The sequence below is a fragment of the Nonomuraea sp. B5E05 genome (assembly GCF_039880665.1).
Taxonomy (GTDB): domain Bacteria; phylum Actinomycetota; class Actinomycetes; order Streptosporangiales; family Streptosporangiaceae; genus Nonomuraea.
Genome location: NZ_JBDPMJ010000027.1, coordinates 96,786 through 116,376, shown reverse-complemented (window position 1 = coordinate 116,376; position 19,591 = coordinate 96,786). Strand labels below are relative to the sequence as shown.

Below are 19,591 nucleotides of genomic sequence, written 5' to 3'. Positions count from 1 at the left end.
CCGCCCAACGCCGCGAACGCGCCCGCATCCGCAGCGAGAAAGGCATCCGCTGGGGAGGCAGACCCCTCGCACCGGCCGCCTGAAACCTGTCACTCAACCCGGTGATCGTTTCCGGTCACAGCACTAGCGGGCGCGCGCGAGCCCGCCTGTATCGTCGTACTCAAACTCGCCCGCACCTCGCGCCTGACCGGACGGGCCGCCGGGGACCCGGCCCTCACGTCGTCACGGTCTAGGGTTTCCCGGGTGGAAGAGGAGTTCACCCGGGTGCTCGGCGGCGCCGACGCCGTCATGGAGCCGCTCACGCACAACCCGAAGAACGGTGTCACCGGCGGCATCTGGCGGGTCCGCAGGGGCTCGCGCTCGGCCGTCCTCAAGGTGCTGACCCGGCGGAAGGACGCCCCGGACGGGTGGCGGCACTCCGACGACCCGCGCCACTGGAACTACTGGCGCAGGGAGGCCGACATCTACGCCGGCGGCCTGCCGAAGCTGTGGGCGGGCGCCGGTCTGCGCGGACCGTGTGTGAGGTGCGGGCGGTCTCACCGGTCCAGAACGGTCAGGGAGTGCGGGCTCGTGCCCAGCGCCAGCGGCCCGCCGTCCGTGCAGGCCACCACGTCCGCCACCCGTGCCCCGAACAGGTCGGGCACGTAGATGGCCGGCTCCAGGCAGAACGTCATCCCCGCCGCCAGCACGGCGTCCTCGCCCGGCCGCGGCCCCTCGTCGTGCCCGAGCCCGATGCCCCGGCCGGCGTGCGCCGCCGCGAACCGCCCGTACCCGCTGCCGTCGATCACCTCGCCGACCGCCCTGGACACCGCTGCCACCGGGACGCCGGGACGCATCACCGACAGGCCCGCCCGGTGCGCGGCGGCCACCACCGAGTACATCGCCTCGAAGTCCTCCGGCGGCTCCGCCACCGCGAACACCCTGGCGACCTCCGCGCAGTAGCCGTCCCACCGCCCGCACACCGAGACCAGCAGCGCGTCGCCCGGGTTGATGACCCGCTCGCCCGGCGCGTGCGCGGGCCGCGCGGTGTGCTCGCCCGCCGCCACCCGCAGCGACAGCACCTCCTCGCAGCCCGACTCCACCAGCAGCGACCGCAGCCGGCGGGCCATCGCCCGCTCGCCCGCCCCGAACCAGGCCAGCTCCCGCGCCTGCCCCAGCACCTCCTCCGCGGCCGCCACCGCGCGCGCGACGGCCTCGATCTCGTACGGCTCCTTACGCAGCCGCAGCGGCGCCAGCACGGCGGAGGCGGGCACCAGTTCGGCCTCGACGGCGAGCCCGAACAGCTCGCGCACCCGCATCTCCGGGTCCACGCCGACTCGCCGCGCCCCCTCCGGCACCAGCCGGGCGGGCTCGGCGGTCTCGGCGACGGCGTCGCGGGTCACCACCAGGTACGGCCCCTCCCCGCCGCCGAGGAACCGGAAGTCCGGTGACGGCCGCAACACCAGGGCATCCACCCCGGCGCCGGCCATGGCCTCCCGCACGGCCACCATCCGCCCGCTCATCCGCCCGCTCATCAGCTGGGCCTCCTCCACCTCCGCCCGGACAGCCGACCCGCCGCCCGACCCGCCGTCCTGCGGGGAACGCGGTGGGGGCGTCACCGCGGCGGCTCGTGCAGCCAGCAGGCCACCGGCCCGAAGCCCGGCTCCTCGCCGCGGCACACGTCCATCACGTGCGGGCAGCGCGGATGGAACCGGCACCCCTGCGGCGGGTTCGCCGGATCGGGCACGTCGCCGGGCAGCTCCGCGGGCAGCACGCCCCTCCCGTCCGGCTGCGGGATGGCCTGCAGCAGCGCCTTCGTGTACGGGTGCCGCGGCTCCGCCCACACCTCCGCCGTGTCGCCCACCTCGACGATCCTGCCCAGGTACATGACGGCGATCCGGTCGGCGATCAGCCGCACCACGGACAGGTCGTGGCTGATGAACAGCAGTCCCGCGCCCGCGTCCACGGCCAGGTCCCGCATCAGCCTGGCCACCTGCGACTGGGCGGAGGCGTCCAGGGCGGAGATGGGCTCGTCGCCGATCAGCAGTCGCGGCCGTGCGGCCAGCGCCCTGGCGATGGCGATGCGCTGCCGCTGCCCGCCCGAGAACTCGTGCGGGTGCCGGCCCGCGAACTCGCGCGGCAGACCGACCCGTTCGAGCAGGTCGGCGGGTGAGGTGACGGTGTCCCGCGCGGTGCGCAGCCCGTCGGCGACCTGGTCGCCGACCCGGCGGCGCGGGTTCAGCGACGCGTACGGGTCCTGGAACACCATCTGGATCCCGGTGAGCCGCCTGCGCCGCAGCCCGAGCGGGGTGACCGGCTGCCCGTCGAACGTGATCGAGCCGGCGGTGACCGGGTTGAGCCCGCAGACGGCGCGGGCCAGCGTCGACTTGCCGCACCCCGACTCGCCGACCAGCCCGACGACCTCGCCGGCGCCGACGGTCAGGCTCGCCCTCGCCACGGCGCGCACCGCGGGACGGCCGGGGGAGCGGTGCTCGACGACCAGGTCGTCCACGCTCAGCAGGCTCATCGTTCCCCCTCCGGGACGGGGCCGGAGCCGGGCCCGCCGGGTTGTTCGCCGGGTTCGGCTGTGCCCGCGCCGGGCAGTGAGCCGAGCAGCGCGCGGGTGTAGGCGTGAGCCGGTTCCCGCAGCACCCGCCCGCGCGGCCCCGACTCCACGACCAGGCCGTCCTTCATCACGCTCACCTCGTCCGCCACCGCCGACATCACCCCCAGATCGTGCGTGACCAGCAGCACGGCCAGCCCCAGCTCGTCGCAGAGCCCGCGCAGCAGCCGCAGCACCCCCGCCTGCACGGTCACGTCCAGCGCCGTCGTCGGCTCGTCGGCGATCAGCACCTTCGGCGAGCAGGCCAGCGCGACGGCGATCGCTATGCGCTGCCGCATCCCGCCGGAGAACTGGTGCGGGAACCGCCCGTACGCCTCCGCGGGCCCGGGGATGCGCACCTTGCCGAGCAGCTCCACCGCCCGCTCCTTCGCCTCGGCCCTGCCCAGGCGAAGGTGGTGCCGCATGTGCTCGGTGAGCTGCCTGCCGACGGTCAGCATCGGGTGCAGGCTGGTCGCCGGGTCCTGGAAGACCATGGCGACCTCGCCGCCGCGCACCCGGTTCAGCTCCTTGGCCGGCAGCGCCAGCAGGTCGCGCTCACCGAGCCGGATCGTGCCCGACGCCAGGGCGCCGTGCGGCAGCAGCCCCAGCACGGCCAGCCCGGTCATGGTCTTGCCCGACCCGCTCTCCCCGGCCAGGCCGTGCACCCGGCCCGCGGCCAGGTTCAGGTCGACGCCGCGCAGGATCTCCTTGCCGCCGATCGACACCTTCAGCCCGCTGATGTCCAGCGTCACAGGTCCTCCTCCGTCGGACCTGCGACAGGTCGCCGTGCTGATTTGTTCCCTCGCTCCGCTCGGTCACGGTCCTCCTCCGTCGGACCTGCGACAGGTCGCCGTGCTGATTTGTTCCCTCGCTCCGCTCGGTCACAGTCCTCCTCCGGACCTGCGGCCAGGTCGCCGTACGGTCTCGTTCGCTCGCTCAAAGGGCACGCTCCTTGATCGCGCGGGCGGTCCGGGGATCGAGCGCGTCCCGCAGCGTGTCACCCAGGAAGTTGAACGCCAGCACCACGGTCAAGATCGCCAGGCCCGGGAACGTCGCCACCCACCAGCTGTCGAACACCTCCACGCCCGAGGCCACCATCGCCCCCCACTCGGGGGACGGCGGCTTGGCGCCCAGGCCGAGGAACGACAGCCCCGACAGCAGCAGCAGGGCGGTGCCGATGTCGAGCGTGGCCAGCACCAGGACGGGACCCGTCACGTTCGGCAGGACGTCCACCCGCAGGGACCGCCACACCGAGAAGCCCAGCAGCCGCCCGCTCAGCACGAACTCCCGCTCCCGGACCCCCAGCACCAGCCCGCGCGTCACCCGGGCGTAGGCGGGCCAGGCCACGACCAGCACGGCCAGCACCGCGTTGCCGAGGCTCGCGCCCAGGGCGGCGGCCACCACCATGGCCAGGATCACGGTCGGGAACGCGAACACCAGGTCCGCCACCCGCATGATCGTCTCATCCACCCACCTGCCGAAATATCCGGCACACGCCCCGAGCAGCCCGCCGATCAGCACCGACAGCGCCACCAGCAGCAACGTCAGCGGTATCGACACCCGCGCCCCGTGCAGGACCCGGCTCAGGATGTCGCGCCCGAGCTGGTCGGTGCCGAACCAGTGGCCGGGTCCTGGAGCGGCCAGCCGCGGCAGGTCCTGGGCCAGCGGATCGTGCGGCGCCAGCACGGGCGCGGCCAGCGCGATCACGATCCAGGCCACGGCCAGTACGGCGCCGACCACGGCCAGCGGCTGCCGCCACGCCTCGGGGAGCCGCCTGAGCAGGCCCCGGCGGGCCAGGGGGTCCCGTGTCACTGGAGCCTCACTCGGGGGTCGATGACGCCGTACAGGACGTCCACGATCAGGTTGATGACCAGGTAGACGACGCCCACCACCAGGCCGACGCCCATGACGGCGGGCAGGTCGAGCGTGGTGGCGCTCTTGTACGCGTACTGCCCGATGCCGGGCCAGGCGAAGATCGCCTCGACGAGCACGGTGCCGGACAGCAGGCTGCCGAAGGCCAGGCCCGCCACGGTGATGATGGGCACCAGCGCCGAGCGCAGGACGTACCGGAAGAGGATCGTCCGCCCCGGCAGGCCCTTGGCGCGGGCGGCGCGCACGTAGTCCTGCCCGAGCACCTCCAGCACCGCCGAGCGGGTGAAGCGGGTGAGCAGGCCGATCGTGTACAGGGCCAGCACGAGGGCGGGCGTGACCAGGTGGCCGGCGGCCGAGGAGAAGATGTCCCAGCGGCCGGCCAGCAGCGCGTCCACCGTCTGCAGCCCCGTCACAGGCGGGGCCGAGCCGAGGGCCGCGTCCACCCGGCCGCTGCCCGGGGTGAGCTGCAGCCGGTAGAAGAACACGTAGAACGCCACCAGCGCCAGCCAGAACGTCGGGACGGAGATGCCGACCAGGCTCAGCACCCGCAGCGCGTGGTCGGGCAGCCGGTCCCTGCGCAGGGCGGCGATCACGCCGAACGCCACGCCCAGCACCAGGGAGACCAGGATGGCGGCGCCGGCCAGCTCCAGCGTGGCGGGCACGTACTCGGCGAGGTCCTGGGCGACCGGGCGGTGGCTCTGCTGGCTGGTGCCCAGGTCGCCCTGCACCAGTCCCCGCAGGTGGATCAGGTACTGCTGCCACAGCGGCTTGTCCAGGCCGTGCTCCGCCCGCCACTGCGCGACGATGGCCGGGTCGCCGAGCGCCCGCTGGCCGAGGTTCGCGGCCACGGGGTCGCCGGGCACCAGGTTGGTCAGCACGAACGTCACCAGCGTGATCCCCCAGGCCATGAGCACGGCCAGGAGGAGGCGCCGGATCAGGAAGCGGGCCAGCGGATGCGCGGTCCGCCGCGGTCGCGGGGCGGGCGGACCCTCCTTGTCGGGCACCTGCCTGATCCCTTACTTCACGCCGAGGTCGGCGACGTCGACCGTCCACACGGGGTGGTAGTTCAGGCCCGTCACCGACCCGGCCGTCACGATGTTCTGGCTCGGCTGGATCAGCGGGACGAACGGCCCGGACGCGTTGAGCTTGGTCTGCACGTCGGCGAAGGCCTCCTTGCGGGCGCCGTCGCCGATCGCCGCGGCCGCCTTCTCCCCGGCCTCCTCGATCTCCTTGGCCGCCCCAGGCTTCCAGCCGGCCCGCAGCCCCACCGTCTTGCCCGGCAGGAACGCCAGGTAGTCGCTGGGGTCGGGGTAGTCAGGACCCCAGTACCAAAGGCCCATCTCCTCCTTGCCGTTGCGGTAGTTGTCCAGCGCCGTGCTGACCGGCGCGGGCTGGAGGTCCACCGTGATGCCGACCTCCTTGAGGTTGGCCTGGATGCGTTCGGCCAGCGGCTGGAAGGACAGGCCGTTCACGGTCAGCTCGGTCGGGTACTCCAGCTTCACGGTCGGGTTCGACAGCCCGCCGGCGGCCAGTGCCGCCTTGGCGCCGGCGACGTCCCGCTCGGCGCCCTGGTCGGCGGGCAGCGCGCCGAGCAGCTGCGACGGGATGACCCCCGGCGCCTGCGTCGAGCCCTCGCCGGCCAGCTCCAGCAGCCCCGCGTAGTCGACGCCCTTGCGCACCGCCTCGACGAACTTGGGGTTCGTGGTGGTCCTGCTGATCGCGGAGTCCTGGTTGGCCAGCAGGAAGATGACGTTGGCCGAGGCGGTCTTCTTCACCTGCAGGGTCGAGGGCATGCCGGTGACCTGGTCGCCCGACAGGTTCAGCGCGATCTGGCTGTCGCCGCGCTGCACGTTCAGCTTCTGGGTGGCGGCCTCGACGTTGCGGATGACGACCTTGTCGTAGGCGGGCTTGGCGCCGTAGTACTTCGGGTTCGAGGTGAGCACGACCTGGCTGCTGACGTTGAACGACTCGATCCGGTACGGGCCCGAGCCGGCCGAGTTGGCGTTCAGGTACTGCTCGGCCTTGTCCTTGGCGTCGGCGGTCGCGCCGTGCTGCTTGGCGACCTTGCTGTTGATGATGCCGAGCGCCGGGTTCGGCAGGATGTACGGCAGCGCCGGGTTGGGCGCCTTCGACGTCAGCGTGATCGTGGAGTCGCCGGTCTTGGCCACCTCGACGCCGTCGAGCAGGAACGACGGCGTACCCTTCATGTCACGCACCCGCGTCAGCGAGAAGACCACGTCGTCGGCCGTCACCGGCGAGCCGTCGGCGAAGGTGGCGCCCTGCCTGAGCTCCAGCGTCAGCTTCCTGCCGTCCTCGGCCAGCTCGTACGACTCGGCGAGGGCGGGCACCGGCTTGGTCACGTCGGCGCCGTCGAACGTGAGGAGGGTCTCGTAGACCGCCTTGCCGACGATGAGCCCGGTCGGCTCGTACGTGCGGCCCGGGTCGGCCGTCTTGAGGTCGAAGGACGTGTCGATGACGAGGGTCTTGCCGCCGCCGGAGGCGGGGGTCTGGGACGTGCCGCCGCTTCCGCAGGCGGCGAGGGCGAGTGCACCGGCGAGCAGCACAGCCGCCGTCTGCGAGCGGGTCGCCATGTAGGTCCTCCATGATGGGACGTTCAGCAGGGGATGCGGAGGATTGTCCGGCAGAACGTCCAGGCGCCGTGCGCCCAGCGAGACGTATATAAAGGTCAGTGAGGTAATGATGAGTGAAATTTCTAGAAATGGTGGCGGCGACGGCGGTCAGTCTGGACGGATCGGCATCGGTCTCGAACTGGACGAGGTCCACCTGAAGATCCTCGAGGTCCTGCGCGAGAACGGCAGGATCTCGGTCGCGGCGCTGGCCGAGCGGGTGGGCATCTCCCGGGCCAACGCCTACACCCGCTTCGAGGCGCTGCGCGCCGACGGTGCGATCAAGCGGTTCACGGCCGAGATCGACCACGTGCGGGCCGGGCTCGGCATCACCGCGCTGATCTTCGTGACCGTGCGCCAGCAGATGTGGAAGCAGTTCAGGGCCGAGTTGGCGAGGATGCCGCAGGTGGAATACTGCGCGATCACCACCGGCCAGCACGACGCGATGATCCAGGTACGCGTGTCCGACGTGGCCGAGGTGCACACCATGGTGACCGACCGGCTGGCGAACATCCCGGCGGTGAAGGCGACCGAGACCGTGTTCATCCTCGACGAGGTGCTCAGGCGGCCGTACGTGCTGCCCAGTGACCGGGCCAGGCCGGCGCGGCGGCCCGCCCAGCAGACGCAGGGCGAGGTGCCGCTCGGCAAGATGCGCTTCGTCGGCGCCGCCGAGGGCCGCGCCACCCTCCACAAGGAGGGCTGAGCGGCCGACTGCCCACATGACGAGGGCTGATCAGGACACCACGGCTGCCCGCGTGACGAGGGCCGGTCAGGACACCTCGGCGCACACGCTGACGTGCACGGTGTCGTCCCCCTCGAACGAGAACTCCTCCACCAGGCGAAGCCGCCCGTCGTCCCCGGCCTCGACGCGGCTGCTGCTGTGCCCGCCCGCCTTGCCCCCGGCCTTCAGCGCGTGTGCGTAACTGATCGACACCAGGTCGCCGTCCCGCGTGCCGACGAAACGCCCGTGGGTCACGGTGTCGCCGGAGTAGCGGCCCCACACCACCCCGTCCGCCTCCCAGTACTGGAACTCCGTCGGGCTGTCCAGGTCGACCTCGCTCGCCGTCGAGCTCACCATCACGAATTTGCGGCCGTTGAGATTCACGCCCCCATGCTCCCTGCAAGTCCCGAAATATCAGCCTCTCGTTGGACATATGGCGAGAAAGGCCCCTCAATGATCGGCAATCCGTCCAGCCGGCACCGGCACGGCGGCCCGTACGGCGAGCACTTCGGCTGAACCCTCACGAGCGCGGAACCCGCCCGGGACTTTACCGATCACCGCCTGCCGCCATCGTCGCCCTATGTGATAGTAATGTCGCACTGCGTAGTCAACAGGGTTCGGGAGATCCTCATGGTGGCGTACACACTCTCCATCCTGGCGGCGGTGGGCGCCGTGGCGCTCACCGCGCTGGTGTTCAGGCGGGTCAGGTCGGCGGGTGAGGACCGCGATCCCAGCGGCCCCTCCGCCGCCCACGCGGGGGCGATGTTGTCGGCCATGTTCCTGCTGGTGTTCGCCATCGCCATCATCGTGCCGTGGACCACGGCCGACGCCGCCAGGCTCAACACCCACGCCGAGAGCCGGGCCGCGGTCGACGCCTACTGGGCCGCCGGCGAGCTGCCGGGCACGGCGCCCCAGGACGTGCGCAAGGCTCTGCACGACTACGTCACGTTCGTGGTCAGGGACGAGTGGCCGCTCATGGCCGAGGGCGCGATGGACCCGGTCGGCGGCGCCAGGATGGACCAGCTGCGCGGCGCGGTCCACACCATCGAGGTGGCGGGCGACGAGGAGTCCGACGCCAAGGCGGCCGTGCTCGACCACATCAGGGGCATCGCCGCCGCGCGCGCCCAGCGCACCGCCGACGCCGCCGCGACACCACCCGGCGGGCTGCTGATCCTGACCATCCTCACCGGGGCGCTCGTCGTCGTCTTCCCGTTCCTGGCCGGGGCCAGGCCGCGCGGCCTGGCCATCCTGCCGCTGCTGGCGACCGCGGGGCTGCTCGGCTTCGGCACCTATCTCACGTGGGACATCGCGCACGTCTTCGCCGGGCCGCTGGCCGTCGGGCCCGAGGCGTTCACGGGGGCGCTGCAGGAGTTCACGCGGATCGCCGGGGGGTTGTGACCGTGGCCTTCAGGCGCGTTCCGCTGCTGCTCGCCGCCGCCCTGCTCGTGGCCGGCGTCACCGGCGCCGGCGTGAGCGGTGCGGCGGCCGACCGGGCGCCGTGGCCGGGCCCGGCGCCGCGGGTGACCGTACGCGCCCCCGTGCCCCCGAAGGGCGTCACCGCCAGGCCGGGCCGCGTGACCGTGCCCAAGGTGTCGGCCCGGCGCCGGCCCGTCCCGAGAGTGTCGATCTCCGTGCCGCCCCGCCAGCGGCGGGCCACACCCCAGGTGGCGCTGCCACGGGTGACGGTCTACCGCGACGGGTTGTGCACGGGCGGGGTGCGGGTGGGGGAGTGTCCGCGCGGGCGGGTGCGCGTGGCTCCCCGGCCCGTGCCCCAGGCGGGGCCGGTGCGCGTTCCCACGCTCACCCCGGCCCCTTCGCCCAGCCCCACACCGTCCGTGTCCGGCTGGGCCGGCGCGCGGCGTCCCCTCCCGCCACCGGGCCGCCGCGACAACCCTCTGGGCGGCGTGCTGCTCACCGTCGTGCTGGTGACCGCCATCACCTCGACGACGGCCGTGGCGTTCCGCTCCCGCCGGTGATCAGCCCGCGAGCGACTCGGCGCGGGTCTCCAGCGTGGTGCGCAGGTCGACCGCCTCCTCGGCCGCCTTGGCCCGGTCGGCGCCCGCATTCAGGCCGTACGCCTTGAGCGCCTGGTCCAGCAGGGCCGTGGCGGTGCCGCCGGCCAGCAGGTCGCGGGTGAGAGCCGCGTGCTCCCGCTCGTAGAGCTTCTTGAAACCGGCGTCCTTGAGGAACCTCTCCTTCAGCGCGTGACCGCCGCCGCGCGCCCCGCCGGGACGCTGCGCGTCCTGCTGCCGGCCGGCGGGCGGGCGGGCCTGCTGTCCTGGCTGCTCGCCCTGCCCGGGCCGGGCGGCGCGGTCGTCGGGGCGCCTTCTGCCGATGGCGTCGTCGGGGCCGGCTGTGGCGTCCCCTCTCAGCGCGAGGTTCATGTCCCAGCTGATCACCCTGAACTTCTTCGTGCCCACGTCGTACCAGAGGTAGTAGTTGTGGCCGGGGCCCGCCATGTCGTCGTGGTTCAGCAGGATGTTCTGCAGGGCCGCGTAGCGGGCGAACGACACCACGTCCAGCCGCTCGGCCAGCCCCGACGCGAACTCCTCGTCCGAGGCCTGCTCCACCCACCTGACCAGGTCGATGACCGGTTGCACGTCGCGCTGGCCCACCAGGTTGACCTGCTTGAAGTCGTCGGCGTACGCGGTCTGGTCCTCGCCCTGGTAGGTGAAGCTGCCGGAGGCGAGCGACTTGTAGAGCACGCCGTCGCCGAGCCGCTCGGCGTACCCCTCGTCCAGGTACTCGACCACGAGGCGGGGAGCCGACCGCCGGCCGTTGACGGAGAAGGAGGCGTAGGCCGACCGCTGGGAGGGCTCGCCGGCCGCGCCGACCAGGGCGATCGCCACGGCCTCGTTGAGCACGGCCGCCGACCCCATGGCGGGACGCACGGCCAGCTGGGAGTGGCCCTGGTAGCGGCGGCCCTCGACGAACTCGTCGAAGCTGATCAGCCAGGGCAGGTTCTCCGGCTCCTCGGCCTTCAACTCCCCGCCGGGCCCGCCACGCCGGCGGGCGCCCTCCTGCCGTCCGTTCTCCGGCGCCTGGAAGCCCTCGGGAGGCTCGCCGCCGGGCGGGCGGAATCCCTCCGGCTGGTTCCCGCGGCCGGACGTGGTGCGCGGCCGGGTCTGCCCCTTCCACGTCAGCCCTTGCAGGGTCGAGTTGCCCTTGAGCCGGATGCCCACGCTCGGGATCGTGGTCCCGTCGATGGTCAGGTCGGCCTCGACGTACTTCTTGTCGCCGTCCTTGAAGTACTCCGCCAGCATGTCCTGGTAGCCCTCGTCCCGGAACGTGAGCGCGACCTCGTGCGGCGCGGCGGCGTCGAACAGCTCCTTGGACCCGGCGAGGTCCCGGACGACGACGCCGGCCGAGGCGGTCCGCACGCTGGTGACGTACGGGCGGACGGTGCCGCTGCCGAAGACTCCGTAGCAGGCGGCCAGGAACGCCACGCACGCCGCCACGAGCTTCCAGTGGTGCCGGAGCCTGATGGGAATACGGTGTCTGAGCCGGGCCACGGCTACAGGTCGCTCTGGTCGTAGCCGGTCAGCACCGTGACGGACTGGCCGTGGTTGCGCTCCCGCAGCCCGGAGATGAGGTCGGCGGGCTCGCTGCCCTTCTTGATCCGGACGGTGTACATCAGCTCGGTCAGCGCGCCGGCCCTGATCGACTCCATGCTGACCAGCTCGAACTCGTCGGTGTGCCGGACGAGGACGTCCTGGACGGCGTGCGTGTAGTCCTCGTCCGACGGCACCTGCACCTTGACGACCTGGCGGCGCACGTTCAGCTGGAACCAGTCGAACCTGCTCATGATCATGATGATCAGCGAGATCGCCACGGCGGCCACCACGGCCAGCAGGTAGAAGCGGGTGCCGACGGCCATGCCGACGCCCATCACCAGGAAGATGAACCCGACGTCCCTGGTCTCCTTGATGGCGTTGCGGAACCGCACCACCGACAGGGCGCCCACCAGAGCGAAGGCGCGGGCGATGTTCGAGCCGACGACCAGCATGATCAGCGAGATCAGCATGCCGAGGACGACGAGCGTCTGGACGTAGGACTGGCTGTAGGAGACGTTGCGGTGCGTCGCCCGGTACACCCAGCCGATCATGGCGCTGAGCACGAACGACAGTGACATCGCGATCGCGATGTCGGCCACGCTGAACGTGCCGGACAGGTCCTGGAAGGAGAAGTCCATGGGTCATGCCTCCACGCGGGCGGTCAGGGCCGACGAGAGTCCGAAGTCCAGGTCGTGGCCGGGGATGTGGAAGATCGAGCGTGGCGCGAGCCCGTGCGCCTCCACGCTCTGGCAGTACTTCGAGAGCCGCACCACCTGCAGGTTCCGCTCGGCGGTCAGGTCGGTGAGCCAGTAGGGGACGCGCTCGTTCGCCTTGACCTCCATGATCGCTTTCCCGGGCGGGACGATGAACCGGTTCGCGGCGTCCGCGCCCAGGTGGAAGTCCCGGTCGCGGCCGCGTACGCGCTGGTCGAAGGTGACCCGCAGGCCCACGTCCGCGCCCCGCCCGACGTAGGCGTGCCGCTGGTAGCCGGTCATCGCGGTGGCGCGCAGGTCGAGCCGGCAGACCAGGTCGAGCACCTCCTCCAGGAAGCCCCGCTCGGACGGCTCGTGGCCCACCTGCTCGCGCCCGTCGCACAGGCGCAGGGCGTCCCGGTACGGCAGGCGTACCCGGCGCTTCTGCGTGACCCGGTTGACCCGCTGCTTGATCTCGACGTGGACCGGGGTCTCGCCGGTCACCGCGAAGCGGTCGCCGTAATGGCGGATGCGCAGCTTCCTGCGGAACCTGAGGCCCTCGATCTTCTCCCAGTAGAAGCGCAGCCGGCTGGTGTCGTAGTAGACGCTCCAGACGCCGTAGCCGCCGTCGCCGCTGTGGCGGTCGCGGTCGAGCACGGTGTCCATCTCGTCGCGCAGCTCTCGGGCGACGGCGGCGTCGACCAGATACTTGATCTCGTACCTGTTGAACGCGTGCAGCCGGCTGGGGGCGCGCAGCGCGTGTCCCGCCTCGCCGGAGGCAACGGCCGCCGAGACCTCGGGCCGGCGTGCGGGGACGGGGCGCCTGCGGAATCTTCGCAGCATGTCTCTCCCTTCGTGTCAGCCCATAGGGGACAGCAACAACCTGGGAATAGTGTGTGAACCCTGACGCACCGGGCGATGAACACGCGTGCCGTGGCCGGCGTCAGACGCCCTCCGGCCCCTGGACCGGCGGCTCGACCGGCCCCTCGACCGGCCCCTCGACCGGCCCCTCGACCGGCAGGACGACGCGGAAGGTGGTGCCGCCGCCGCTGCGCGCCTCGATACGGCCGCCGTGCGCCTCGACCAGTGCCGCGGCGATGGCCAGCCCCAGGCCGGTGCCGCCGCTGTCGCGGGAACGGGCGGCGTCGGCCCGGTAGAAGCGGTCGAAGACGTGCGGCAGGTGTTCCGCCGCGATGCCCGGCCCGGCGTCGCGCACCTCGATGACCGCCGCCGGCCCGGTCACCCGAGCCCTCGCCCACGCGCCCGCGCCCGTGGTCCCGCTCCGGGCCCACTGGGCCGCGTCCGTGCCCGTGGTCCCGCCTCCGGTCTCGCTGACGGTCACCCGGACCGCCGTGCCCTCGGGGGTGTGGGCCACGGCGTTGCCGACCAAGTTGGCGACCACCTGGTGCAGGCGGTGCTCGTCGCCCGTCACCCGTACCGGCCGCTCGTCCAGGACCAGCTCGATCGGCCGTCCTGGTGCGCGGGCCCGCGCACCGTGCACCACGTCGCCCACGACGACGTGCAGGTCGACCTCCGTCAGGTCGAGCGCCCGCTCCTGGTCCAGCCGCGCCAGCAGCAGCAGGTCCTCCACCAGCACGCCCATCCGTTCTGCCTCACCCTCGATGCGGCTCAGGATGCGCGCCACGGCGGGATCCGGCTCGCGGTCACCGTGCCGGTACAGCTCGGCGAAGCCCCGGATGGACGTCAGCGGCGTGCGCAGTTCGTGCGAGGCGTCGGCGAGGAAGTGGCGCAGCCGCTGCTCTGAGCGTTCGCGCTGGCGCAGGGCCTCGCCGAGGCGTCCGAGCATGATGTTGAGCGCATGCCCCAGCCGCCCGGTCTCCGTGCGCGGGTCGCTGTCGGAGACCCGCCGGTCGAGCTCGCCGCCCGCGATCGCGGTGGCGGTGCGTTCCATCCGGGTCAGCGGGCGCAGGCCGAGCCGTACGACGGCCAGCGCCACCGCGCCCAGGAGCACCAGCACCAGCGCGCCCGCCGCCACCTCGATGACCAGCAGCTGCCGCACGGTGCTCCTGGCCGCCTCCAGCGACATCGACACCACCGCGCGGTTGCCGTCGGGGAGGGCCACGACGAGCGCGCGCCAGTCGGCGTCCCCCGACCTGCCGGCCACGGTGAAAGGGCTCGGCGGGAGGGCGGCGATGGTGGCCGCGGGGACGTCCGGTCCGTCGTCGGGGGGAGCACCCGCGCGGACGGGCGCTCCCGACGGCCGGTGGAAGTCCACCCGGAACTGGCTGGGCAGCTCCACCTCGCCCCGGCGCGGCGGCCGCACGAGAGGGGGCGGCGGCCGTCCCTTGCCGAACGTGGCCGCGAAGGCGGTGAGCTGCGTGTCCACCCGGGACAGCAGCGAGCGGTCGAGCAGGATCACCCCGGCCGTCGCGAACACCGCCAGCGCCGCCGCCGACAACCCGAGCAGAGCGGCCAGCAGCCGGTGGCGCAGCGGCCAGGCCCGCGCGATCGGCCTCATCGGCCGCGGTCCAGCAGGCTCTGGTCGCGCAGTGAGTAGCCGACGCCGCGCAACGTGTGGATCAGCGGCGGGCCCGCCACATCGATCTTGCGGCGCAGGTAGCTGATGTAGGACTCCACGATCCGGCTGTCGGCGCCGAAACCGTGGTCCCACACCCGGTCGAGGATCTGCGGCTTGCTGACGACCCGCTCCGCGTTGATCATCAGGTAGCGCAGCAGGGCGAACTCCGTCGGCGACAGGTGCACGTGCCGCCCGGCCCGCCGCACGACGTGGGTCTCCTCGTCCAGCTCCAGGTCGGCGTAGCGCAGCAGCCCGTCGTCGTGCGCCTGCTCGCGAGGACTCGTACGGCGCAGGATGGCGCGGATGCGCAGCACCACCTCCTCCAGGCTGAACGGCTTGGTGACGTAGTCGTCGCCGCCCGCCGTCAGCCCCGCGATCCGGTCGGCCACCGTGTCGCGCGCCGTCAGGAACAACACCGGCGGCCCGCCACCGTCCGGCCGCAACCGCTGCGCCACCGCGAACCCGTTGAGATCGGGCAGCATCACGTCCAGCACGATCAGGTCGGGACGCTCCTCGCCGACGCGCGCCAGCGCCTGCGTGCCCGAGGCGGCCGTACGCACGGCGAAGCCGTTCAGCTCCAGGGCGTCCTGGAGCAGCTCGCGGATGTTGGGCTCGTCGTCGACCACCAGGACCACGAGGTTGCCGGCGGTGCGGGGGCTCGGTGCGTCCATGCGGGCTGTTGTATCCGGTCTGCCTGGGAGTTGTGTGTGAGCAGCCTAGGCCGGATATTCGCGTGCTCGGTCCCCGCGCCGCGTGCCACACTGGCCGCCGGACCGGCGGTGGTCAGGGGGTGTGATGGCCGACGAAGAGGTGCTGGCCGGAGGCGGCGTCAACCACGTGGTCAGGGTCGGCGCCACCGTACGCAGGCCGACCGGCCCGTGGACGCCGGCCGTGCACGCCCTGCTCGACCACCTGACGGCCCGCGGGTTCGCCGGGGCGCCCAGGAGCCACGGCGTCGACGACCAGGGCCGCGAGATCCTCGACTTCGTGCCGGGCCGGACGGCCGGCTACCCGCTGCCGGGGTGGGCGCGCTCCGACGAGGCCTTGGTCGCCGCCGGCGAGTTGCTGCGCCGCTACCACGACGCCACCGTGGGGTTCGAGGCCCCTCCCGGCGCCGAATGGTATTTCCGCGCGGTGAGCCCGGCCGAGGTGATCTGCCACGGCGACGTGGCCACGTACAACTGCGTGTTCCGCGAGGGGCTGCCGGTCGCGTTCATCGACTTCGACACCGCCCACCCCGGGCCGCGCGTCTGGGACGTGGCCTACGCCGCCTACCGGTTCGTGCCGCTGACCGACCCCGGGCACGCCGACGCCCGCCCGGTCGGGGAGCAGGCGCGGCGGCTGCGCCTGTTCGCCGGCGCGTACGCGCTCGGCGACGACGACCGCGCCGCGCTCGTCGCGACCGCGCGGGCCCGCCTGGAGCACCTGGTCCGCCACATGCACGAGAGGGCGGCCGCGGGCGACGAGGCCTTCGCCGGCCACGTCGCCCGCGGCGACGACGTCTACTACGAGTGCGACCTCGCCCACCTGACGCGGCACGAGGCCGTGCTGCGGCGTGACCTCACTTGCCGAAGCCCACGGTCAGACCGCTGAGCAGCTGGCGGCGGCCCACGATGTAGAGGATCAGGATGGGCAGCGTGGTGAGCACCACGGACGCCAGCACCGCCGGCACGTTGATGCTGTACTGGCCCTGGAACGACCAGAGCGCCAGCGGCAGCGTGCGCTTGTCGGGGCTCTGCGTGAGCACCAGCGGCAGCAGGAAGCCGTTCCAGATCGTCAGCGCGTTGTAGACCGTCACCGTCACCACGGCCGGCCGCGTCAGCGGGAACGCCAGCCGCCAGAGCATCGCCGTCTCGGTCGCGCCGTCCAGGCGCATCGAGTCGAACAGCTCCTTGGGCACGTCGCGGATGAAGTTGGACAACACCAGCACCGACAGGGGGATCGCGAACGCGATCGACGGCAGGATCATCCCCAGCAGCGAGTCGTAGAGGTGCAGCCGGATGATGATCAGGTAGACGGGGATGATCGTGGCCTGCAGCGGGATGGCCAGCCCCATGAGGAAGAGCGAGTTCGTCAACCGCAGGAACCGGCTCCGCCTGCCGGCCCGGATGATCGCGTACGACGCCATGAAGGAGATGAGCACCGCGGGAATGACCGCGCCCAGCGTGACGACGACGCTGTTGACGAAGTACAGAGGGAAGTCCGACTCGATGACCATCACGTAGTTGGCCAGCGTCGGCTCGCCGGGCGGCACGAGCGGGTTCTCGGCGTAGTAGTTGCTCTGCGACTTGAAGCTGGTGATGACGATCCAGTAGATCGGCACGACCACGACCGCCAGCCAGATCCAGGAGGTCACTCCCGCCAGCCAGTTGGGCCGGCCCCTGGGCTTGCTGCGACGCCGGTGCCGCCGCTGGGGCCCGCCCTCCATGACCTCGGGCTTCGTGGTGAGCGTGGACGCCATGTTCTAGGCCCCTTCGAGCTGGCTGTGGCTCGTGTCGCGGCCGCCGAGCCGGCGCAGCACCAGCGCCAGCACGAGCCCCACGAGCACGAGGATGACCGCGATCACACTGGCCAGGCCCATCTGGCTGGCCTGCCATCCGCGCACGTACATGTCCAGGGCGAGCACCCTCGTGGCGTCTCCCGGGCCGCCCGCGGTCAGCACGAAGATCAGGTCGAAGAAGGTCAGGGACCCGACGACCATGAGCGTCGAGGACGTGATGATCGTGTACTTCAGCTGCGGCAGGGTGATGCTGAAGAACTTGCGCACCCGGCCGGCGCCGTCGAGCTCGGCGGCCTCGTACATCGAGCGCGGGATCTGGCGTACGCCGCCCTGGTAGATCAGCGAGTGGAACGGGATGAACTGCCAGGACACCACGAAGATCACCACGCCGAACGCGAGGTACGGATCGCCGAGCCAGTCCTGCACGAGCAGCGGGATCCGCAGCCCGGCGCCGAGCCCGAAGTTCGGGTCGAGCAGCGCCTTGTAGGCGATGGCGATGGCCGCGGAGCTGAGCAGCAGCGGGATGAAGTACACCACGGACAGGACCGCGCGGTAGCGGTGGTGGTTGGCGAGGAACGTGCCCAGCAGGATGCTGGCCGGCGTCTGCACCGCCCAGGACAGGGCCATCACGAGGAACGTCACCCACAGCGCGTGCGGCAGTCCCGGATCCGCGAGCACGGTCGCCCAGCTGTCGACGCCCGCGAAGTGGATGTCGCCGAGTCCGTCCCACGAGGTGAAGCTGAGTACGAGGACCCCGAGCAGCGGGATCAGCCCGAACCCGGTGAAGACCACCAGCGCGGGCACGGACATCCACGCGAGCGAGCCGCCACGGCCCTTTCGCCTGCGGGCCGTGGCGGAGGTCGCGAGCGCGCTCACTTGCCGATGACCGCGTTCATGTTGGTGGCGAACTCCTTGGGGGAGATCGACAGCTGGAACAACTTGGCGATGTTGTCCAGCAGCACCTCGGCGGCCGTCGGGCTGAGCGCCTGGTCCCACGACTGCGCGAACGACTTGGCGTTGACGGCGATGTTGTAGACGAAGTTGAGGAACTCGGCGTCGTCGGAGGAGGCGAACTCCTTGTCGGCGCCCTTGACGATCGGCACCGCGCCGGTCGCCACCCACTCCTTGACCGCCTGGTCGCCCATCAGCTCGGTGGCGAAGAACTTCTTGGCGATCTCCTTCTGCTCGGGAGTCGCCTTGGAGGAGATCGACATGTACTGGCCGGGGTTGCCGACGGTGTTGCTCGGGTCGCCCTTGCCGCCGTCGATCGGCGGGAAGTTCATGTAGCCGAGGTTGCCGCCGGAGACGAAGTCGCCGCCGTCCCCCTTCATGCTGCCGTACGTCCAGCCGCCGTGCAGCATCATCGCGGCCTTGCCGGTGTAGAGCAGCGCCTGGTCGGCGTTGGAGTCGGCGGTGATCGAGGAGAAGCCCTTGATGAACCCGTCGGCCTTGATCAGTTCCTGCATCTTGCCCAGGGCGTCGATGGCGACCGGGTTGTTCCAGGCGTCCTTCTCCGCGTCGAACACGGCCTGGAACACCTCGGAGCCGCCCAGGCGGTCGAAGAGGAACTCCAGCCACATCATGTTGGTCCAGCGCGACTGGCCGCCGAGGGCGAACGGCGCGATGCCCTGGGCGTTGAACTTGGGCACCAGGTCCATGATGTCGCCCCACGTCTGGGGCGGCTGCGCGCCGATCTTGTCGAAGGCGCGCTTGTCGTAGTAGAGGACGATCGGCTGCATCGTCTCGCAGGGCATCGCGTAGATCTTGCCGTCGATCGTGGCGGCGCCGAAGGAGGAGGGGAACAGCTTGTCCTTCAGCGCGGCGTTCTCGTCGAACCACGAGGTGAGGTCGTCGACCTGGCCCGCCTGGACGTAGCTGCGCAGCGTGCCGCCGCCCCAGCCCCAGATGAGCGTGGGCGCCTGGCCCGCGCCGATCGCCGTCTTGATCTTGGTCTTGAACGCGTCGTTCTGGAAGGTCGTGCCCGCGATCTGACCGTTGGGGTTGGCCTTGTTGAACCGTTCGACGGTCCTGGTGCGCACGCCCTCCTGCGGCTGCGTCGACAGGTACCAATAAGTAGCGCCGCCGCCACCGCCACCACCACTTGGTGTTCCGGGCCTGGTCGGGCCCGAGCTGCCACAGGCGGCAAGCGCGGCTCCCAGGGGCAGGCCCATGGAGAGGCTGAGGAAGGTGCGGCGAGACGTTGTCCTTGGCTCCACGGGGATCTCCGTACTCGAACGTCGCGGTCTCTGGCCGCGGCTCGTTGGTCATCGGATGCGGTGGCCGGCGGTCGTGGATCGGCGTCCTCGGGACGCCACTGGTCCACTCCTCCTTGAGTCAGCTCTCCGAAACTTTTTCGACATGACCGCGGGTTTCGCCAATCTAGGTTTCGGCCAAAGGTGTGTCAAGACCCGCCGCGGAGCGAACAGATTACGGTCCGGCCAAGGCCCGTGTACAGTACTTTGGCGCGGGCTATCGCTGGTCCACCTGGCCTTCGGAAATCCGCGC

20 protein-coding genes are annotated in these 19,591 nt (G+C 71.7%); 5 read left to right on the top strand and 15 right to left on the bottom strand.

What is annotated here, in order from left to right; translation table 11 throughout:
* Positions 1-243: 243 nt before the first annotated feature.
* Positions 244-648, top strand: coding sequence for a hypothetical protein (locus tag ABGB01_RS36970; RefSeq protein ID WP_347778224.1), 405 nt, complete (start codon positions 244-246; stop codon positions 646-648).
* Here ABGB01_RS36970 and ABGB01_RS36965 read toward each other — a convergent pair.
* The 6 genes from ABGB01_RS36965 to ABGB01_RS36940 all read right to left on the bottom strand — a co-directional run bounded on the left by ABGB01_RS36965 (position 537) and on the right by ABGB01_RS36940 (position 7,044).
* Positions 537-1,598 carry a M24 family metallopeptidase gene (locus ABGB01_RS36965; RefSeq protein WP_347778223.1) on the bottom strand — a complete coding sequence of 354 codons (1,062 nt, stop codon included), beginning with the start codon at positions 1,596-1,598 and terminating at the stop codon, positions 537-539. The two genes, ABGB01_RS36970 and ABGB01_RS36965, sit on opposite strands and share 112 nt — an antisense overlap.
* Positions 1,595-2,506 (bottom strand): ABC transporter ATP-binding protein, encoded by a 912-nt coding sequence (locus ABGB01_RS36960; protein ID WP_347778222.1) that lies wholly within the window; start codon positions 2,504-2,506, stop codon positions 1,595-1,597. The genes ABGB01_RS36965 and ABGB01_RS36960 overlap by 4 nt, the downstream gene beginning before the upstream one ends.
* Positions 2,503-3,333, bottom strand: coding sequence for an ABC transporter ATP-binding protein (locus ABGB01_RS36955; RefSeq protein ID WP_347778221.1), 831 nt, complete (start codon positions 3,331-3,333; stop codon positions 2,503-2,505). Before ABGB01_RS36955 ends, ABGB01_RS36960 begins: the two co-directional genes overlap by 4 nt.
* 184 nt (positions 3,334-3,517) lie before the next feature.
* The gene (locus ABGB01_RS36950) at positions 3,518-4,393 is read right to left on the bottom strand and encodes an ABC transporter permease (protein WP_347619285.1); all 876 of its coding nucleotides are present in this window, start codon (positions 4,391-4,393) and stop codon (positions 3,518-3,520) included.
* Positions 4,390-5,457 (bottom strand): ABC transporter permease, encoded by a 1,068-nt coding sequence (locus ABGB01_RS36945; protein ID WP_347644921.1) that lies wholly within the window; start codon positions 5,455-5,457, stop codon positions 4,390-4,392. The genes ABGB01_RS36950 and ABGB01_RS36945 overlap by 4 nt, the downstream gene beginning before the upstream one ends.
* A 12-nt stretch (positions 5,458-5,469) precedes the next feature.
* Positions 5,470-7,044, bottom strand: coding sequence for an ABC transporter substrate-binding protein (locus ABGB01_RS36940; protein ID WP_347778220.1), 1,575 nt, complete (start codon positions 7,042-7,044; stop codon positions 5,470-5,472).
* A 109-nt stretch (positions 7,045-7,153) separates the two neighbouring features.
* On the opposite strand from ABGB01_RS36940, the gene ABGB01_RS36935 reads away from it, so the two are divergent.
* Positions 7,154-7,783 (top strand): Lrp/AsnC family transcriptional regulator, encoded by a 630-nt coding sequence (locus tag ABGB01_RS36935; protein ID WP_347778219.1) that lies wholly within the window; start codon positions 7,154-7,156, stop codon positions 7,781-7,783.
* A 66-nt stretch (positions 7,784-7,849) separates the two neighbouring features.
* Here ABGB01_RS36935 and ABGB01_RS36930 read toward each other — a convergent pair whose 3' ends face one another.
* Positions 7,850-8,185 carry a hypothetical protein gene (locus ABGB01_RS36930; protein WP_347778218.1) on the bottom strand — a complete coding sequence of 112 codons (336 nt, stop codon included), beginning with the start codon at positions 8,183-8,185 and terminating at the stop codon, positions 7,850-7,852.
* A 246-nt stretch (positions 8,186-8,431) separates the two neighbouring features.
* On the opposite strand from ABGB01_RS36930, the gene ABGB01_RS36925 reads away from it, so the two are divergent.
* Together ABGB01_RS36925 and ABGB01_RS36920 are read left to right on the top strand one after the other, a co-directional pair.
* Positions 8,432-9,199 (top strand): hypothetical protein, encoded by a 768-nt coding sequence (locus tag ABGB01_RS36925; protein WP_347778217.1) that lies wholly within the window; start codon positions 8,432-8,434, stop codon positions 9,197-9,199.
* Positions 9,200-9,201: 2 nt separating this feature from the next.
* Positions 9,202-9,777, top strand: a complete 576-nt coding sequence (locus ABGB01_RS36920) for a hypothetical protein (protein WP_347778216.1) — start codon at positions 9,202-9,204, stop codon at positions 9,775-9,777.
* On the opposite strand, the gene ABGB01_RS36915 is transcribed toward ABGB01_RS36920, so the two are convergent.
* From ABGB01_RS36915 to ABGB01_RS36895, 5 genes are all read right to left on the bottom strand, one after another.
* The gene (locus ABGB01_RS36915; protein ID WP_347778215.1) at positions 9,778-11,313 is read right to left on the bottom strand and encodes a CotH kinase family protein; all 1,536 of its coding nucleotides are present in this window, start codon (positions 11,311-11,313) and stop codon (positions 9,778-9,780) included.
* Between the two features lie 2 nt (positions 11,314-11,315).
* Complete coding sequence (locus tag ABGB01_RS36910; RefSeq protein WP_347778214.1) at positions 11,316-11,993, bottom strand: DUF4956 domain-containing protein; 678 nt, start codon at positions 11,991-11,993, stop codon at positions 11,316-11,318.
* Positions 11,994-11,996: 3 nt separating this feature from the next.
* Positions 11,997-12,890: a polyphosphate polymerase domain-containing protein gene (locus tag ABGB01_RS36905; protein WP_347778213.1), complete on the bottom strand. Its 894-nt coding sequence runs from the start codon at positions 12,888-12,890 to the stop codon at positions 11,997-11,999.
* A gap of 100 nt (positions 12,891-12,990) precedes the next feature.
* Positions 12,991-14,526: an ATP-binding protein gene (locus ABGB01_RS36900; RefSeq protein WP_347778212.1), complete on the bottom strand. Its 1,536-nt coding sequence runs from the start codon at positions 14,524-14,526 to the stop codon at positions 12,991-12,993.
* Positions 14,523-15,257: a response regulator transcription factor gene (locus ABGB01_RS36895; protein WP_347778211.1), complete on the bottom strand. Its 735-nt coding sequence runs from the start codon at positions 15,255-15,257 to the stop codon at positions 14,523-14,525. The genes ABGB01_RS36900 and ABGB01_RS36895 overlap by 4 nt, the downstream gene beginning before the upstream one ends.
* A 124-nt stretch (positions 15,258-15,381) precedes the next feature.
* On the opposite strand from ABGB01_RS36895, the gene ABGB01_RS36890 reads away from it, so the two are divergent.
* Positions 15,382-16,179, top strand: a complete 798-nt coding sequence (locus tag ABGB01_RS36890) for a phosphotransferase (protein WP_347778210.1) — start codon at positions 15,382-15,384, stop codon at positions 16,177-16,179.
* Here the strand turns inward: ABGB01_RS36890 and ABGB01_RS36885 are convergent.
* From ABGB01_RS36885 to ABGB01_RS36875, 3 genes are all read right to left on the bottom strand, one after another.
* On the bottom strand, positions 16,148-17,047 hold the full coding sequence (locus ABGB01_RS36885; RefSeq protein ID WP_347778209.1) for a carbohydrate ABC transporter permease: 900 nt from the start codon (positions 17,045-17,047) through the stop codon (positions 16,148-16,150). The two genes, ABGB01_RS36890 and ABGB01_RS36885, sit on opposite strands and share 32 nt — an antisense overlap.
* Before the next feature lie 3 nt (positions 17,048-17,050).
* Positions 17,051-17,896 carry a sugar ABC transporter permease gene (locus tag ABGB01_RS36880; protein ID WP_347778225.1) on the bottom strand — a complete coding sequence of 282 codons (846 nt, stop codon included), beginning with the start codon at positions 17,894-17,896 and terminating at the stop codon, positions 17,051-17,053.
* Positions 17,897-17,958: 62 nt separating this feature from the next.
* Positions 17,959-19,125: an extracellular solute-binding protein gene (locus ABGB01_RS36875; protein WP_347778208.1), complete on the bottom strand. Its 1,167-nt coding sequence runs from the start codon at positions 19,123-19,125 to the stop codon at positions 17,959-17,961.
* Positions 19,126-19,591: the final 466 nt, after the last annotated feature.

Bases quoted from the DNA above. Each gene is read 5' to 3' on its own strand.
- ABGB01_RS36960 (WP_347778222.1), bottom strand. From the start codon at position 2,506: ATGAGCCTGCTGAGCGTGGACGACCTGGTCGTCGAGCACCGCTCCCCC.
- ABGB01_RS36940 (WP_347778220.1), bottom strand. From the start codon at position 7,044: ATGGCGACCCGCTCGCAGACGGCGGCTGTGCTGCTCGCCGGTGCACTC.
- ABGB01_RS36935 (WP_347778219.1), top strand. From the start codon at position 7,154: ATGAGTGAAATTTCTAGAAATGGTGGCGGCGACGGCGGTCAGTCTGGA.
- ABGB01_RS36925 (WP_347778217.1), top strand. From the start codon at position 8,432: ATGGTGGCGTACACACTCTCCATCCTGGCGGCGGTGGGCGCCGTGGCG.
- ABGB01_RS36910 (WP_347778214.1), bottom strand. From the start codon at position 11,993: ATGGACTTCTCCTTCCAGGACCTGTCCGGCACGTTCAGCGTGGCCGAC.
- ABGB01_RS36905 (WP_347778213.1), bottom strand. From the start codon at position 12,890: ATGCTGCGAAGATTCCGCAGGCGCCCCGTCCCCGCACGCCGGCCCGAG.
- ABGB01_RS36900 (WP_347778212.1), bottom strand. From the start codon at position 14,526: ATGAGGCCGATCGCGCGGGCCTGGCCGCTGCGCCACCGGCTGCTGGCC.
- ABGB01_RS36895 (WP_347778211.1), bottom strand. From the start codon at position 15,257: ATGGACGCACCGAGCCCCCGCACCGCCGGCAACCTCGTGGTCCTGGTG.
- ABGB01_RS36890 (WP_347778210.1), top strand. From the start codon at position 15,382: ATGGCCGACGAAGAGGTGCTGGCCGGAGGCGGCGTCAACCACGTGGTC.
- ABGB01_RS36885 (WP_347778209.1), bottom strand. From the start codon at position 17,047: ATGGCGTCCACGCTCACCACGAAGCCCGAGGTCATGGAGGGCGGGCCC.
- ABGB01_RS36880 (WP_347778225.1), bottom strand. From the start codon at position 17,896: ATGTCCGTGCCCGCGCTGGTGGTCTTCACCGGGTTCGGGCTGATCCCG.